Origin of the sequence: Brevibacillus sp. MS2.2 (genome assembly GCF_013284345.1) — a bacterium.
Classification (GTDB): Bacteria; Bacillota; Bacilli; order Brevibacillales; family Brevibacillaceae; genus Brevibacillus; species Brevibacillus brevis_C.
On sequence record NZ_JABSUZ010000011.1, the window covers coordinates 133,053 to 147,381 of the forward strand.

The 14,329-nt window shown below is 47.2% G+C and carries 16 protein-coding genes; 12 read left to right on the forward strand and 4 right to left on the reverse strand.

Annotated elements, in window-relative coordinates; all coding sequences use genetic code 11:
• Positions 1 to 67 precede the first annotated feature (67 nt).
• The gene (locus HP568_RS12880) at positions 68 to 271 is read right to left on the reverse strand and encodes a DUF378 domain-containing protein (protein WP_048036205.1); all 204 of its coding nucleotides are present in this window, start codon (positions 269 to 271) and stop codon (positions 68 to 70) included.
• Between the two features lie 181 nt (positions 272 to 452).
• Here HP568_RS12880 and HP568_RS12885 point away from each other — a divergent pair, with 181 nt between their 5' ends.
• The 4 genes from HP568_RS12885 (at position 453) to pstB (HP568_RS12900) (ending at position 4,103) form a co-directional block, all read left to right on the forward strand.
• Entirely contained in the window at positions 453 to 1,382 is a 930-nt protein-coding gene (locus HP568_RS12885) for a phosphate ABC transporter substrate-binding protein PstS family protein (protein WP_048036206.1), read from the forward strand.
• Positions 1,383 to 1,471: 89 nt separating this feature from the next.
• Entirely contained in the window at positions 1,472 to 2,419 is a 948-nt protein-coding gene (gene pstC, locus HP568_RS12890) for a phosphate ABC transporter permease subunit PstC (protein WP_048036207.1), read from the forward strand.
• On the forward strand, positions 2,420 to 3,310 hold the full coding sequence (pstA, locus tag HP568_RS12895; RefSeq protein WP_017247277.1) for a phosphate ABC transporter permease PstA: 891 nt from the start codon (positions 2,420 to 2,422) through the stop codon (positions 3,308 to 3,310). It abuts the gene before it with no gap.
• A 19-nt stretch (positions 3,311 to 3,329) separates the two neighbouring features.
• Positions 3,330 to 4,103, forward strand: coding sequence for a phosphate ABC transporter ATP-binding protein PstB (pstB, locus tag HP568_RS12900; RefSeq protein ID WP_048036208.1), 774 nt, complete (start codon positions 3,330 to 3,332; stop codon positions 4,101 to 4,103).
• 70 nt (positions 4,104 to 4,173) lie between these two features.
• Here pstB (HP568_RS12900) and HP568_RS12905 read toward each other — a convergent pair whose 3' ends face one another.
• Both HP568_RS12905 and HP568_RS12910 read right to left on the reverse strand, forming a co-directional pair.
• The gene (locus HP568_RS12905) at positions 4,174 to 4,443 is read right to left on the reverse strand and encodes a hypothetical protein (RefSeq protein WP_173629274.1); all 270 of its coding nucleotides are present in this window, start codon (positions 4,441 to 4,443) and stop codon (positions 4,174 to 4,176) included.
• A 67-nt stretch (positions 4,444 to 4,510) separates the two neighbouring features.
• Positions 4,511 to 6,556 (reverse strand): methyl-accepting chemotaxis protein, encoded by a 2,046-nt coding sequence (locus tag HP568_RS12910; RefSeq protein ID WP_173629275.1) that lies wholly within the window; start codon positions 6,554 to 6,556, stop codon positions 4,511 to 4,513.
• Positions 6,557 to 6,790: 234 nt separating this feature from the next.
• On the opposite strand from HP568_RS12910, the gene pstB (HP568_RS12915) reads away from it, so the two are divergent.
• Positions 6,791 to 7,543, forward strand: coding sequence for a phosphate ABC transporter ATP-binding protein PstB (pstB, locus tag HP568_RS12915; protein ID WP_048036210.1), 753 nt, complete (start codon positions 6,791 to 6,793; stop codon positions 7,541 to 7,543).
• Positions 7,544 to 7,607: 64 nt separating this feature from the next.
• On the opposite strand, the gene HP568_RS12920 is transcribed toward pstB (HP568_RS12915), so the two are convergent.
• Positions 7,608 to 7,946: a winged helix-turn-helix transcriptional regulator gene (locus HP568_RS12920; RefSeq protein ID WP_017247281.1), complete on the reverse strand. Its 339-nt coding sequence runs from the start codon at positions 7,944 to 7,946 to the stop codon at positions 7,608 to 7,610.
• A 171-nt stretch (positions 7,947 to 8,117) separates the two neighbouring features.
• Here HP568_RS12920 and HP568_RS12925 point away from each other — a divergent pair, with 171 nt between their 5' ends.
• The 7 genes from HP568_RS12925 to HP568_RS12955 all read left to right on the forward strand — a co-directional run bounded on the left by HP568_RS12925 (position 8,118) and on the right by HP568_RS12955 (position 14,235).
• The gene (locus HP568_RS12925) at positions 8,118 to 8,741 is read left to right on the forward strand and encodes an ester cyclase (protein ID WP_048036211.1); all 624 of its coding nucleotides are present in this window, start codon (positions 8,118 to 8,120) and stop codon (positions 8,739 to 8,741) included.
• A 29-nt stretch (positions 8,742 to 8,770) separates the two neighbouring features.
• Positions 8,771 to 9,322 carry an NAD(P)H-dependent oxidoreductase gene (locus HP568_RS12930; protein WP_173629276.1) on the forward strand — a complete coding sequence of 184 codons (552 nt, stop codon included), beginning with the start codon at positions 8,771 to 8,773 and terminating at the stop codon, positions 9,320 to 9,322.
• Positions 9,323 to 9,357: 35 nt separating this feature from the next.
• Positions 9,358 to 10,071, forward strand: coding sequence for an SDR family oxidoreductase (locus HP568_RS12935; protein ID WP_173629277.1), 714 nt, complete (start codon positions 9,358 to 9,360; stop codon positions 10,069 to 10,071).
• Between the two features lie 106 nt (positions 10,072 to 10,177).
• Complete coding sequence (locus tag HP568_RS12940) at positions 10,178 to 11,470, forward strand: arsenic transporter (RefSeq protein ID WP_048036214.1); 1,293 nt, start codon at positions 10,178 to 10,180, stop codon at positions 11,468 to 11,470.
• A 139-nt stretch (positions 11,471 to 11,609) separates the two neighbouring features.
• Entirely contained in the window at positions 11,610 to 11,999 is a 390-nt protein-coding gene (locus tag HP568_RS12945; protein ID WP_048036215.1) for a hypothetical protein, read from the forward strand.
• 27 nt (positions 12,000 to 12,026) lie between these two features.
• Positions 12,027 to 12,629 carry a gluconate 2-dehydrogenase subunit 3 family protein gene (locus tag HP568_RS12950; RefSeq protein ID WP_048036216.1) on the forward strand — a complete coding sequence of 201 codons (603 nt, stop codon included), beginning with the start codon at positions 12,027 to 12,029 and terminating at the stop codon, positions 12,627 to 12,629.
• Positions 12,616 to 14,235, forward strand: coding sequence for a GMC family oxidoreductase (locus HP568_RS12955; protein ID WP_173629278.1), 1,620 nt, complete (start codon positions 12,616 to 12,618; stop codon positions 14,233 to 14,235). The genes HP568_RS12950 and HP568_RS12955 overlap by 14 nt, the downstream gene beginning before the upstream one ends.
• Positions 14,236 to 14,329: the final 94 nt, after the last annotated feature.

Sequence of the window (14,329 nt, forward strand, 5' to 3'; positions counted from 1 at the left end):
CGGGTGGGACAAGAATCTGAGCGTTTTCTCCTGTTTCCTCCTCTCCCCAACAGCCGGACAAAGTTTTTTATGTTGTAGGTGTTTCTTCCCGATCCGTGAAAAGAAACTTGATGGCATATACCCCAAACAAGCCTACCAACGTATACACGATTCGACTTACGATAGACTCCGCTCCACCAAACAAGCTTGCGACTAAATCAAACTGAAATAACCCGATTAATCCCCAGTTCAGGGCACCAATGATCACAAAAAGCAAGGCCAGCCGTTCCACATGGACACCCCCAGAAAAGAATAGGGACATTATTCCCATGTTTTCGGTTTTACAACAGGAATTTCTCCATCTTTAAGAAAGCTTTACATTCACAACATAATACGACAACATTCCCGCTGTATAGTTTGTACTTGTAAGAGAGAAAAAACAAACCGAACCTTTTAAGGAGGATTTTCATCAAATGAAAAAACTCAGCAAAATGTTTATTGCGCTGACATGTGTAGGGGCATTACTCGCGGGGTGCGGAAGCGGCAATACTGCACAGACACCAGCACCAGCGCAACAACCAGCCCAGGAGCAAAGCAACTCTGGTTCGACAACAAAAACTTCCGGTGAACCTGTAACAGCAGTAGGTTCTACCGCTTTACAGCCTCTGGTCGAGCAAGCGGCCAAAGACTTTATGGCAAAAAATGCAGGCGCACAAATTCAAGTACAAGGCGGAGGAAGCGGTACAGGCTTGAGCCAAGTAGCAAGCGGTGCAGCAACGATCGGTAACTCCGACATTTTTGCAGAAGAGAAAAAAGGCATTCCAGCAAACGAACTGGTAGACCATAAAGTAGCGGTTGTCGGTATGGCAGCAGCAGTAAGCCCACAAGTAAAAGTAGACAACTTGACCAAGCAACAATTGATCGACATCTTCACTGGTAAAATCACCAACTGGAAAGAAGTTGGCGGCGAAGACATGAAGATCACGTTGGTTAACCGTCCGAAATCTTCCGGAACTCGCGCGACATTCAGCAAATTCGCGTTGGATGGCAAAGAAGAAGCAGAAGGTATCACAGAGGATTCCTCCGGTACTGTTCGCAAAATCATTGCTGAAACACCAGGTGCAATTGGTTACTTGGCACTGTCCTACTTCAATGACTCGGTAAAAGCTCTGAAATTGGATGGCGTGGAAGCAAACGCAGAAAACATTACAACGAACAAATATCCAGTATGGGCGTACGAGCATATGTACACCAAAGGTGAAGCAACTGGCGATGCAAAAGCGTTCCTCGACTTCATCCTGACTGACGAAGTACAAAAGAAAACTGTAACAGAATTGGGCTTCCTGCCAATCACAGATATGAAAGTGGAACGTGATGCAGAGGGCAAAGTAACACAAAAATAAGCGTTATCGTCAACAGCAAAATAGAGGGGTAGGGGGGCCTTCCCCTCATTTTGCTTGCGTACAGTCGTTTTCTTTCCAGGAGGGAGAACATGAGCCATCGTACTGAAGGGGTAAATACAGAGCGTCAATCGATGATTGCGCAAAAAATGCTGACAACGAACAAGCGTCAAAAGACAGAGAATATTACAGGCAAAACCATCGCGATGATTTGTGCGGGTTTGCTCGTTATTGTTGTTTTATCGATCACCTATTTTATTGCTTCAAAAGGGCTGTCGACGTTCTTCGTCGATGGAGTAAGCTTCAAAGAATTTTTAACCCATGACAAATGGGACCCAGAAGGTGAACCATCCGCGTATGGTGTCCTGCCTTTTATTCTTGGTTCGTTTTTCGTAACGGCACTGGCTGCTTTAATTGCCGCGCCACTTGGAATCGGCGCCGCTATTTTTATGACAGAGATCTTTCCGGGCTTCGGGAAAAAAGTATTGAAGCCGGTAATCGAGCTGTTGGTTGGTATCCCATCGGTCGTTTACGGTTATGTTGGACTAACTTTGCTTGTTCCATTTATTCGCGAACAATTTGATGTTCTTGGTTTCAGCTTATTGGCAGGGGGACTTGTTCTTGCCCTGATGATTTTGCCTACGATTACGAGTGTGGCAGCAGATGCTATCGAGGCTGTTCCGCAAGATTTGCGCAACGCTTCGCTCGCGCTGGGTGCTACTCGCTGGCAAACTATTTGGAATGTCGTGTTGCATTCCGCGCTTCCTGGCTGTTTGACGGCCATTGTTTTGGGAATGTCTCGCGCTTTTGGAGAAGCTTTGGCTGTGCAAATGGTTATCGGTAACACAACGAAGCTGCCAGGCGGTTTGTTCGAACCAATCAGTACGCTTACTAGCGGTATTACATTGAACATGGGGAATACGATTCAAGGAACTCCGTATAACAATGCTCTATGGTCAATGGCTTTGCTGCTCTTGGCGATGTCTTTCATCTTTATCGTGATTTTGCGCCTGTTGGGCAGAAAGAGGTTGGCAAAATAGATGAAAGCGAGACTGATGGACCGCGCTGCTACTGTTGTTTTGACACTGATTGCCGTACTGATTATCGGTACCTTGGTGGGACTATTGGGTTTCATTCTCTCACAAGGCTGGCATAAGCTGAATCTCGACTTTTTGACCTCTCCACCGGATATCGTCAATGCGGGTGGCGGGATTGGACCACAGCTTTTCAACTCGTTGTACTTGCTGGTCCTGACCATGTTGATCGCGTTGCCGCTCGGGATCGGAGCAGGCATTTATATGGCTGAATATGCGCCGGATAACAAGATTACACAGTTTATCCGCATGAGTATAGAAGTATTGTCTTCCCTTCCGTCTATTGTAGTTGGTTTGTTTGGATTGCTCGTGTTCGTAAATATGACTGGATGGGGCTATACCCTGTTTGGTGGAGCACTTGCGCTGACGGTATTTAACCTGCCGCTCTTGGTTCGTGTAACAGAGGATGCACTGCGCAACGTACCACGCAGTCAAAAGGAAGCGAGTCTCGCGCTTGGTATTACCAAATGGCGTACCATCGTGTCTGTCATCCTTCCAGCAGCACTCCCAGGTATCATTACAGGTGCCATTTTGGCGTCTGGCCGTGTATTTGGAGAAGCGGCTGCCTTGCTGTTTACAGCGGGGATGTCTTCACCGAATCTGGATTTCACCGACTTCTCATTGAATAGTACGACCTCACCGTTGAACCCGTTCCGTCCTGCCGAGACATTGGCTGTGCATATTTGGAAGGTAAACAGCGAGGGGCTGACACCGGATGCGCGTGATGTCGCAGATGGCGCGGCTGCTGTTCTGATTATTGCCGTCTTGCTCTTTAACCTTTCCGCTCGTTGGTTCGGGAATTGGGTTTACAAAAAGATGACGTCAGGATCAAACTAAGAAGAGGTAGGTGGCAGCCATGTCCGTACTGACCATGCAAGAAACGATCATTCAGACGAATAACGTGAATGTATACTACGGAGAGAAGCACGCCGTAAAAAATATATCGATGGATATTGAACGCAACTCCGTGACGGCCTTTATCGGCCCGTCCGGATGCGGGAAATCGACGCTTCTACGGAGCTTGAACCGGATGAATGATCTGGTTCCTTCTTGTCGTGTAGAGGGTTCCATTATTGTAGATGGTATCGACATTAACAGCTCGCAAGTAAACATCGAGAGTCTGCGCCAAGTGGTAGGAATGGTGTTCCAGCGAGCGAATCCATTTTTCAAATCGATCTATGAAAACATCGCATTTGCACCGCGTTTCCACGGGATGACCAATAAACGTGATTTGGATGAATTGGTTGAGTCGAGCCTGCGAAAAGCAGCGCTTTGGGATGAGGTAAAAGATCGTCTTCGCGACTCTGCTCTCTCCCTTTCCGGTGGACAGCAGCAACGGCTATGTATCGCGCGTGCAATCGCGATGCAGCCAACCATTTTGCTGTTGGACGAACCAGCTTCCGCTCTCGATCCGATCTCTACCATGAAAATCGAAGAGCTGGTCATGCAGCTAAAGGATGAGTATACGATCGTGATCGTTACCCATAACCTTCATCAGGCAGCGCGAATTTCTGAGAAAACAGCCTTCTTCCTGATGGGTGAGCTGATCGAAATGGATGAGACAGGGAAAATCTTCACATCACCTGAAAACGAAAAAACGGAAGCGTACATTAGCGGACGTTTTGGGTAAGACAATAGAAAAGCACAAGAAGCCCTCCCAAGCAAATCAGCTTGCAGGAGGGCTTCTTGTTTTATTGGTTTCAGGCTTTCCGCAAATATCGTAAATAAAGACCATAGTAGGCAATAAACAGACCCAGGAAAAAGAACGCGATGACAGTGCCGTAGTCTTCGCTGGAAGCCTCATAGCCTACCACAGCTTTTACGCCATATTTGATAGCCATATAGATGAGGGCAAAAGCAAGTATAAATCCATATTTGTACCATTTGCTTTGATGCTGCATGTTCTCGCTTTTGACCTTCATCACATATCGAACATAACCGACTATCAAGCCAACAAAAAATATCGCCACAAACAAGTAACGCAGATAGTCGCTATGAACAAAGACCTTGATAAAAGTTCACATTCACTTTATGATATCATGAATTTTTCAAAGAATGGGTTGTTTCTCCCGCTCGAAAAAATTGGATGGTTTGCTCCAGATCCTCTACGATTTCTGTCAGGCGCAGGGAGTCATCGAGAAATTGCTCTGATAAGGAGAGGCTCTCTTGATTGGCTGCTACGGCTTGCTGTGTGCCTGATACGACTTGTTGTGCAGAAGCAGACAGGTTATCGACCCGCTGTGAAATGACTTGGCTTTGCGCAGAAATCGTCCCTGTGAGTGCTCTGATGGTCTCAAATTGTGTTGTAAGAGCTTCGCTGAGCTGTACGGTATTGTTAAAAATAGAAGCTGCTTGATGCAAGGTTTGAATACCGTTTACAGTGGCATGATCAGTCGTTTCCAAGCAGGCTGCTACGTGTTCCATTCTCTCTTCCCCGGATGCGATTACCTGTTGAATACGGGCCGATGCCTCTTCGGTCTGATCAGACAGCAAGCGGATTTCATCCGCGACGACACTGAAACCGATTCCTGCTTGCCCCGCTCTTGAAGCTTCAATACGGGCATTGAAGGACAAGAGCTTGGTTCGTTTTGAGATAGCAGATATCAAACCGAGCATTTCGTTGATATCTCCCATACTTTCTCGCATGGAAGACATGGCTTGAATGGAGGCTTTCATGTCTTCCGAGATGCTGTGCATATTTTGCTTTAACGTATTCATGGAGGCTGCGGCCATGGCGTTCTGTTCACGCGATTCTTGGCTTTGCAAGATCGCCTCTTCCATCGAGCTCGTGATACGGGACATTTCTTGGGTGATTTCGTTCATCGTGAGATTTATTTCTTCAATCTGCTCCTGCTGATTATCCATTTCTTGAGCGAGTCGTTCAGTTACGGAGACGACCTCGGTCTGCATCGCGTGCGAATGGCGGGAGCCTTTTCCTACATGATCGGCAACTTGCTTGACGTCTGAGATGACATATTGAATTTTACCGATGATCGTCCGGATTTGTTCACTCATTCGATTGAAGCTGTCAGCTAGCTGGCGTATTTCATCATTGCTCTGTACCTGCATCGTTTGTAGGAGATCACCCTCGCTAAAGGATGTCATTTTTTGCTGAGCTTCCTTGATCGGATTGATAATTCTGCGTACGTACACGTACAGCATCAATGCAAGTGCCACGAGTCCGACCAATGAGACGGCCAAAATGGTTAGCTGCAGGCGACGGACCTCTTGTTTTACCTCCGATACAGACTGAACGACGATTACGCCCCATTTCAACGATGGCTCGAATTGATAGGCAGCAAAAGAATCTATTCCATTGATCTTGCTCGGTTCGTAGCCAGATTGACCGGCGATGACATTTTGTACGACCGGAAGCTCAGTGAGAAGGGGACGCTGCAACGCATAGGATTGATCGGGATGAGCGACCAGCTTTCCTTGATGATCCACGATCATGGCATACCCGGTTTCCCCGAGTTTAATCTGACCGATGGACTCGCTCAGCTTCGGGACAGAGACAAAAGCCACCACTACCCCGACAGGCTCCTCCTCTTCGTTGCGCAAGGGGAGGGAGACGGCAATCTTCGGAAACTCCGTCTCGGAAAACTGAAAGACATCCGAGACAAAAGCACCATGCTGCGTTTGATTCAAAGCCCCTTCATACCAGTCTGTTTTTCGCGGATCATATGAGCTGTCGAGCGGTGATCCGGGAAAGGTCAAATACCGCCCGTCTGTGGTGACGATCTGTAATTCTGAAATAGTAGGATTGTTGATAGTCATATCCGTAAAGATGCCAAATATTTGGCTGTTGGTAACCGTGCTGTTTTTATAAGTAGAAGCAAATGATTGCAAGGCGGTCACGATGTCGTAGACCCTGCTATGTACGTTCTGTAAAGCGGCACCGGATGCGTCATGTAATTGCTGCTTTGTTTTTTCATTTAGTGTGGCTTGTGATTGATAGCTGATGAAGAATGCAGCAATGGCCATCATACAGACAACCATTCCCATAATGCCTGCAAACAGCCTGGTGAAGATTGAACGATAATGAAACGACGAGTGACCCCATATCTTTTTTATGCCCGCCATCGATTGTTCTCCCCTTATTTGTCAAAACGTTCAGCTTCATTGTAGGGTTAGTCCAGGGGAGCGTATATGGTTTACCAGAAACATTTACCATAACTTAATGTAGGATGACCTATGTAAAAAGTCCTAAGACAAAATCTTTATCGAAACTTAATAAACATCACACGGAAACCTAACATTGATGCGCTATAGTGGGGAAGTAAAAGGACGTAACAACCACGAAGGAGCGAAGACCGTATGAGCGTTATTTCGGTGAGAGAGTTGAATCTCTTCTACGGTAATAAGCAAGCCCTCTATAATATAAATCTGGATGTAGAGTCTGACTCCATTACAGCCTTAATCGGTCCGTCAGGCTGCGGTAAGTCTACATTTTTACGGACGTTGAATCGAATGAACGACTCTGTACCGAACACCAAAATTACAGGAACGGTAAAAGTGTTCGAGGAGGATATTTATAGCTCTCGCGTAGAAGTTGAGCGACTTCGCAAAAATATCGGTATGGTGTTTCAGCATCCGAATCCATTTCCGAAGAGCATCTATGACAACATCACGTACGGGCCGAAACTTCATGGCATGAACGATCGTAACAAGCTGGACGAGTTGGTAGAGACAAGCCTCAAGGCAGCAGCACTTTGGGATGAAGTGAAGGATGTATTGAAAAAGCCAGCAACAGGGCTTTCCGGTGGACAGCAACAACGCCTCTGTATCGCTCGGGCACTCGCTGTTCAGCCACAGATCATTTTGATGGATGAGCCAACCTCAGCCTTAGACCCGATTTCTACAGCCAAAATCGAAGAGCTGTTAGAAGAGCTGAAGAACCGTTATACGATTGTGATCGTGACGCACAACATGCAGCAGGCAGCTCGTATTTCCGATAAGACTGCGTTTTTCTTGAATGGAGAGCTAGTCGAGTTTGACAATACCCCGACGATCTTCCAAAATCCGCGTGACAAAAGAACAGAGGATTACATTACTGGACGTTTCGGATAATTCAATAGGCAAGATGGCAAGAGAGCGGACTTTTTGAGGTCCGCTCTTTTTGATTTTCCAACGTTTATAATTGTAACCCAAATCTCTTTAACTCAATGAAAATACCTTCCAATCGTTTCCCTTTCTCCGTTAACGTATATTCCACGCGCGGAGGGACTTCCGGAAACACCTTCCTTTCCAATATGCCGTGCTCCTCCAATTCCTTCAGTCTGAGCGACAGTGTTTTCGGACTGATTCCATCCATGGATTTCAACAAGTCGCTGAATCGCAGCGTTCCTTCGATAAGCAGGTCTCGAATGATTAAAAAGGTCCATTTGGTCCCGATTACGTCAAGCGTTTTGGCAATGGGGCAAGGTTGGCCAGGGGTTCCTTTGTTCAGTTCGATTGGCTCAAGAACGTTCATCGGAATATCCTCCAAAAAAATTAGTAGGGTTTTTGGCTATTATAGCGCAATAGTATCTTTACGGAAACTATGTGAATTAAATATCACTACTTCCATAAAGGAAGTTAGTGTCCTTACAATAGCAATGTAAACCGATACCTCCACTCTAAATAAGGAGTTGATTAGAACAACATGATTCCACGCACCAAAAAAATGAGTTCGATAGCTGGTATTGCTGTCATCTTCGGGACGATGCTGTTCACAACAGCATGCGCTACTGATTCGAAAACATCTGCTTATGATAATCAAACTACTCGGTTGTCCTCCAAGACAGACATGCAACTATTGAAGGATCTTCCTCAACCCGTTTCAATGACGATTGACTCCTCATTAAACGCAACGGAGGCTACCGAAATGGTACAGGCCGCACAACGTTTCTACGGCTTCTGGAACACTGGGAATGAGGATCTCCTTGCACAAACCGTTTCTCCAAGCTTCATAGATAACACGTTGCCGAAAGGAAGACCTCAAGGCCCCGATGGCTTGTTATTCGCTTCTCGCAACTTTCGTAAAGCAGTCCCCGACTTGCAATGCAAAATAGAGGATTTACTGGTAGTGGGGGACAAGGTGACAGCTCGTCTTTCCTTTACGGGTACGAGCAAAGGCGAGTTTATGGGAAAACCACTGTCCGGGAAGCCCATTCAATTTATGGCGATCGATGTTTTACGCATCAAGGATGGGAAGCTTGTTGAAGACTGGCACCTGGAAGACAATTTAACCTTTATGCAACAAATTGGCGTCGTAGCGGAAAATTGAATTGTCTTAACGTAAAGGAGATGTAAAAAATGAAAAAAATTCTTATCATCAATGGTCATCAAAAATATGGCTCATCAGAGGGGAAACTGAACCAAACGTTGATGGATCATATGGTGAGTCTGCTCGAAAAAGAGAACCATGTACGAACTACCATTATTCTAAATGGATACAAAATCGAAGAAGAGCACCAGAAATTTCTCTGGGCAGATATGATCATTTATCAAACTCCCATCTACTGGTTCAGTGTCCCTGGGTTATTGAAAACATACATGGATGAAGTATATGCGTACGGCTTGTTTTTCAAGGGTGCTAATCAATACGGGAGAGGCGGCTTATTAACCGACAAAAAATATATGTTCTCGACAACTTGGAATGCTCCAGAAAAAGCATTTAACGATCCGACCCAATTTTTTAAAGGGGAGAGCCTGGAAGATGCAATCAGCCATTTGCACCGCGTACAGGAATTTTTAGGCATGCAACCTGTAAAGAGCTTTGCTTGCTATGATGTCATTAAAAATCCGCTGATCGATCGATTTGTATCCGAACTCGAGGCGCATCTCAAACAGGTATTGTGTTTCTAAATGAAAATCTCAAAGGAAAGGGGAGAGATCCTATCATGTTGGACAATCAAAAGATAGTAATCATCGGCGGAAGCTCTGGAATTGGTTTAGAGACAGCCAAACAGGCAGTAGTGCTAGGAGCAGAAGTAATCATTGCGAGCCGCTCCGAAGAAAAATTGCAGAAGGCAAAAGAGAGTCTGGGCTCCAAAGTCTCGGTGTATACGCTAGATACCACTGATGAGCAGCAAGTTGAGGCCTTTTTTGAAAAAGTAGGCACGTTTGATCATCTGGTCGTCAGTGCGGCGGAAACATCTGGCGGTTCATTCCTTCAAACGGATACAGCCCAGGCGCGTAAGTTGTTCGATAACAAATTTTGGGGTCAATACTATGCGGCGAGGTACGGAGCGCCGAAGATTTCAACAAACGGTTCCATCACCTTATTCTCCGGGGTCGTCGCCTACAAAGCGATGAATGGTTCGTCTGCCCTTGGCGCAGTCAATGCGGCCATTTCGAATCTGGGGCAAACCCTCGCCTTGGAACTGGCACCAATCCGAGTGAATATCGTTTCACCTGGCATTATTGATACACCATCACGCAGTAAAATGCCTGAAGACGTGCGCGAAAATTTCTATGCAACGTTGGCAGACAAGCTCCCTGTAAAGCGAGTTGGACAAGCAAAAGATGTTGCACAAAGCGTACTATACCTGCTCCAAAATAGTTTTGTAACCGGAACTGTCCTTCATGTAGAAGGTGGCCATATCTTACTTTAAAGAATTCTATTACCGGACGTTTCGGATCATTTCAATTTGTAGTATGGTAGGAGAACGGACTTTTCGAGTTCCGTTCTTTTTGGTTTTTGGAAAGGAGATACTTGCAGTGGTTTGGATTTCATTCATCCTTTTTCTGATCACGTTGACTTTGGTTATCTGGCAACCGCGGGGGCTGTCAATTGGTTATCCGGCTGTCGGTGGAGCACTGTTGGCCTTGGCGATCGGGGTAGTCACGTTCGGTGATGTCGCAGAGGTAACCTCTATTGTTTGGAATGCGACGCTAGCATTAATCGGGATTATTATTATCTCGCTCGTATTGGACGAAATCGGTTTTTTTGAATGGGCTGCGCTCCATATGGCTCGTTTTGCCAAAGGGAATGGGCGGCTTATGTTCGTTTATGTCATCCTGCTTGGTTCACTCGTATCTGCCTTGTTTACGAATGATGGGGCGGCCCTGATTTTGACACCGATTGTGTTGGCACAGGTGCGGGCATTAAAGCTGGATGCAAAAACGGTTTTGGCATTTGTCATGGCGAGCGGGTTTATTGCAGATACGAGTTCTTTGCCCTTTGTGATTAGTAATCTAGTGAATATTGTTTCCGCTGACTATTTTGATATTGGCTTTGCTGCGTATGCAGCCAAAATGATCATTCCGACTTTGTTTTCGATTGGTGGAAGTCTGCTGGTTTTGTACCTGTATTTTCGCAAAAGCATTCCGGCGCGGGTTGACCTTTCCCATCTGAAAAATCCGAGTGAAGCGATTCGCGACCATAGAATGTTTCGTCTGGCGTGGCCAATTCTTGCGGTTTTGTTGATTGGCTTTTTTGTTAGCGAGTCCATCCATACGCCTGTTTCAATCATCATTGCAGGGGCAGCTATCATTTTTTGCCTGGCTGCAAGAAAAAGTGAAGCGATCGCCATGCGGCGGATTATGAAAGAAGCGCCGTGGGTAGTCGTTGTTTTTTCGATTGGCATGTATGTCGTGGTGTGGGGACTGCACAACGCGAGATTGACTGACTTGGTCAAGGACACCCTGGATTGGTTCATGGCACATGGTTTATTGGCAACGACCTTGGGAACAGGCTTTTTGGCTGCTGTTCTTTCCTCTGTCATGAACAACCTTCCGACAGTGATGTTCAACGCGCTGGCGATTGCCGGGACACAGGCAGACGGAGTTTTGCGGGAAGCGATGATTTACGCGAATGTGATCGGGAGCGATCTGGGACCGAAAATGACGCCGATCGGATCACTTGCGACCTTGCTCTGGCTACATGTCTTGGGACGCAAAGACGTGACGATTACGTGGGGGCAGTATTTTCGGACGGGTGTTGTTTTGACCGTACCGACATTGACGTTCACCTTGCTCGGTTTGTATCTGACGTTGGTCTATTTTTCATAGGGAATGAATGGAAAGCCTGCTGGCTAATAGTCAGCAGGCTTTTTCTTTAATCATGCGGCTTCACAGTGGAACAGGCAGAATAGGACAGGACAAGATAGGAAAAAATAGGCGCAATGTACGTAAAAAGGAGGATGTTTCCATGTGGCATGGCTGGCCGATCGAACGCGTACTCATTCTTTTTACTGGATTGGCGTTTGCCCTGATTGCGGTTCAGGTCACACTTTTTCACTCTAGACAAAACTTCCGACATTGGGCGATGTGGATTCCTGTGCTTGAGCTTCCTGTATTTGCGGTTACTGCTATTGTTTTATCGTTTGTGAATGCGGGGTGGCTGCGTTGGGTGTTTGCCTTGATGATGGTGGTTGGCATGGCTGGTGGTTTGTACGGAGCCTATTTACATACGGTCGGGGTTGGGCAGCGTGTGGGAGGTTATTCACAAGGTCAAAATTTTCTCGTCGGTCCTCCTGTGATTCTTCCTTTACTGATCACGGCAATGTCAGCATTAGGGCTTCTTGCGCTGTTTTGGTAAAAATCGTTTTCGAAGGGGTGAGAGGACATGGAGAAGCCTAAACGTTACCCATCCTATGATGTTTGGGATCAGCATACAGAGTGGGATGCTCACACCAGGAAAGTAGTAGGGGCAAGAAAAATGCCCGCGATTGCCAATCAATTTTTTACGAAGCCTGAATCCTTGCTCTTGCAGACAGTCGTAGGAGTATTGGTCAATGATCACCGTTTAGAGGTGCTGACCTTTGTGGTGGAGCATCTGGATAATACGACGGCTAGTAATATCGGCGAGTCGCAACGAAAGGTCGGAGTTCCACCAAAAAAAGAGCTCTACCGCTCGGGCTTGAAAGGGATTGATGCGGAGAGTCATGCGGCTTATGGAACTGATTTTGTTGCGTTGAAGCTTGACCAGCAGGAAGCCGTTCTTCAACACGTCGCGAATGGGGGCATTCAAAACCAGGAGGCGTGGACAGACCTCGCTCCCGTAGATTTTTTCAAGCGGCTGCTGCATGACACAGTCAGTGCGTACTACTCACATCCGTTGGTTTGGTCGGATATCGGCTACGGAGGTCCCGCTTATCCGCGCGGCTATGTCCGGGTGGAAAAAGGATTGACGGACCCATGGGAGGCGAAAGCAAATGACGAGTCATGACCATCGTACGATTACTCATCGCCCCACTCCTGTGGATCAAAGAAAATACGCCGATGACGCAGATGTATGCATTGTCGGTGCTGGAGCGGCAGGGGGCGTGCTGGCTTATGAGCTGGCAAAGGCCGGGTTGCGTGTAGTCGTCTTGGAAGCAGGACCGTTTTGGGACCCGCAACACGATTTTGCCAGTGATGAGCTGTCGATGCGGAGATTGGCCTGGCAGGAAACGAGGCTGGTAGCAGGCAATGACCCGCTGCGTTTGGGACATAACAACTCAGGACGGGGAATTGGGGGAGGCACCGTACATTTTACGGGGGTATTCCTGCGTTTCCACGAAAGTGATTTCAAGACAAAAACCGTAGACGGCGTAGGGGAAGACTGGCCAATTACGTATCAGGATCTTGCCCCGTACTACGACAAGATTGAACGGGAGATTGCGGTTTCCGGTCCGAATCATTTTCCGTGGGGTTCCTTTCAAGGCCCATATCCGTACCCTGTTCGAGAGCCAATCAGTGCCAATGCCCAACTGTTCCGGGAAGGATGCGAGAAGCTGGGGATCGAGAGTGTGGTTGCCCCTCTGGCGATTTTATCGGGTCCTTTTGATGGACGTCCCCCCTGTATCAATCGTGGCTTTTGCAATCAAGGGTGCATGCCGAATGCGAAGTACAGCGGGTTGATTCATCATATCCCCAAGGCGATAGCGGAGGGGGCAGAGGTGCTGTCCGACTGCATGGTGACGGAAATTTTGATGGCTGGCGACCGGGTCAGTGGTGTGTTGTTCAACCATAATGGTTTGACACACAGGCAAATGGCTCGTGTGGTCATTTTGGCCGGGTTTGTGGTGGAGACTCCCAGATTGCTGCTCAGTTCGGCGAATGCTCAGTTTCCACATGGGCTGGCGAATTCGAGTGGATGGGTAGGAAAAGCAATTATGCCCCACTCCAGTCATGATGTATACGGACGACTACCGGAGGAAGTGCGATTGTATAAAGGAACACCTGTCCTTGCCTTGACCCAGCATTTTTACGAGACGGACCGGGAACGAGGATTTGCCCGTGGATATACGTTGAGTGCACACGGGTCACGTCCGGTCGGGATGGCGGCTGCTATTGCTGCCGAGAGGGAAGATGGCTCGTATTTATGGGGAAAACAGCTTCGAGAGACCATGCTGGATTACAATATGTATGCGCGGATCACCTTGGTCGGGGAAGTACTGCCTCATCCTGATAACAGAGTGACGCTCTCTGGGGAAAAAGATGAATATGGTATGCCAATCCCTACGGTAACGTTCAGCTATCAGGAGAACGACAAACAACTGTACAAGCATGCTATTGGACAAATGAACCGGATTGTACAAGCGATGGGGGGACAGCCGGAACATGTGGTATCTGATACCGCTCATCTTATGGGGGGATGCCGAATGGGGAATGACAGGGAAACCTCCGTTGTGAATGAATTTGGGCAGTCACATGACATACCCAATCTTTTCATAGCGGGTGCTTCTACGTTCGTTACCTCGAGTGGCAGCAACCCGACAAATACAGTCATGGCGCTGGCTGCACGCACTGCAGACAAGATCGTTGAGGCGATGAAAAAGCAAGATGTATAAGCTGGGTTCACATAACTTTTGCGTTCTATCTTCCCCATCATATAAGCCATATAGTATACTGATAAACAGATATGTAAGGCAAAGGTGGGTATCC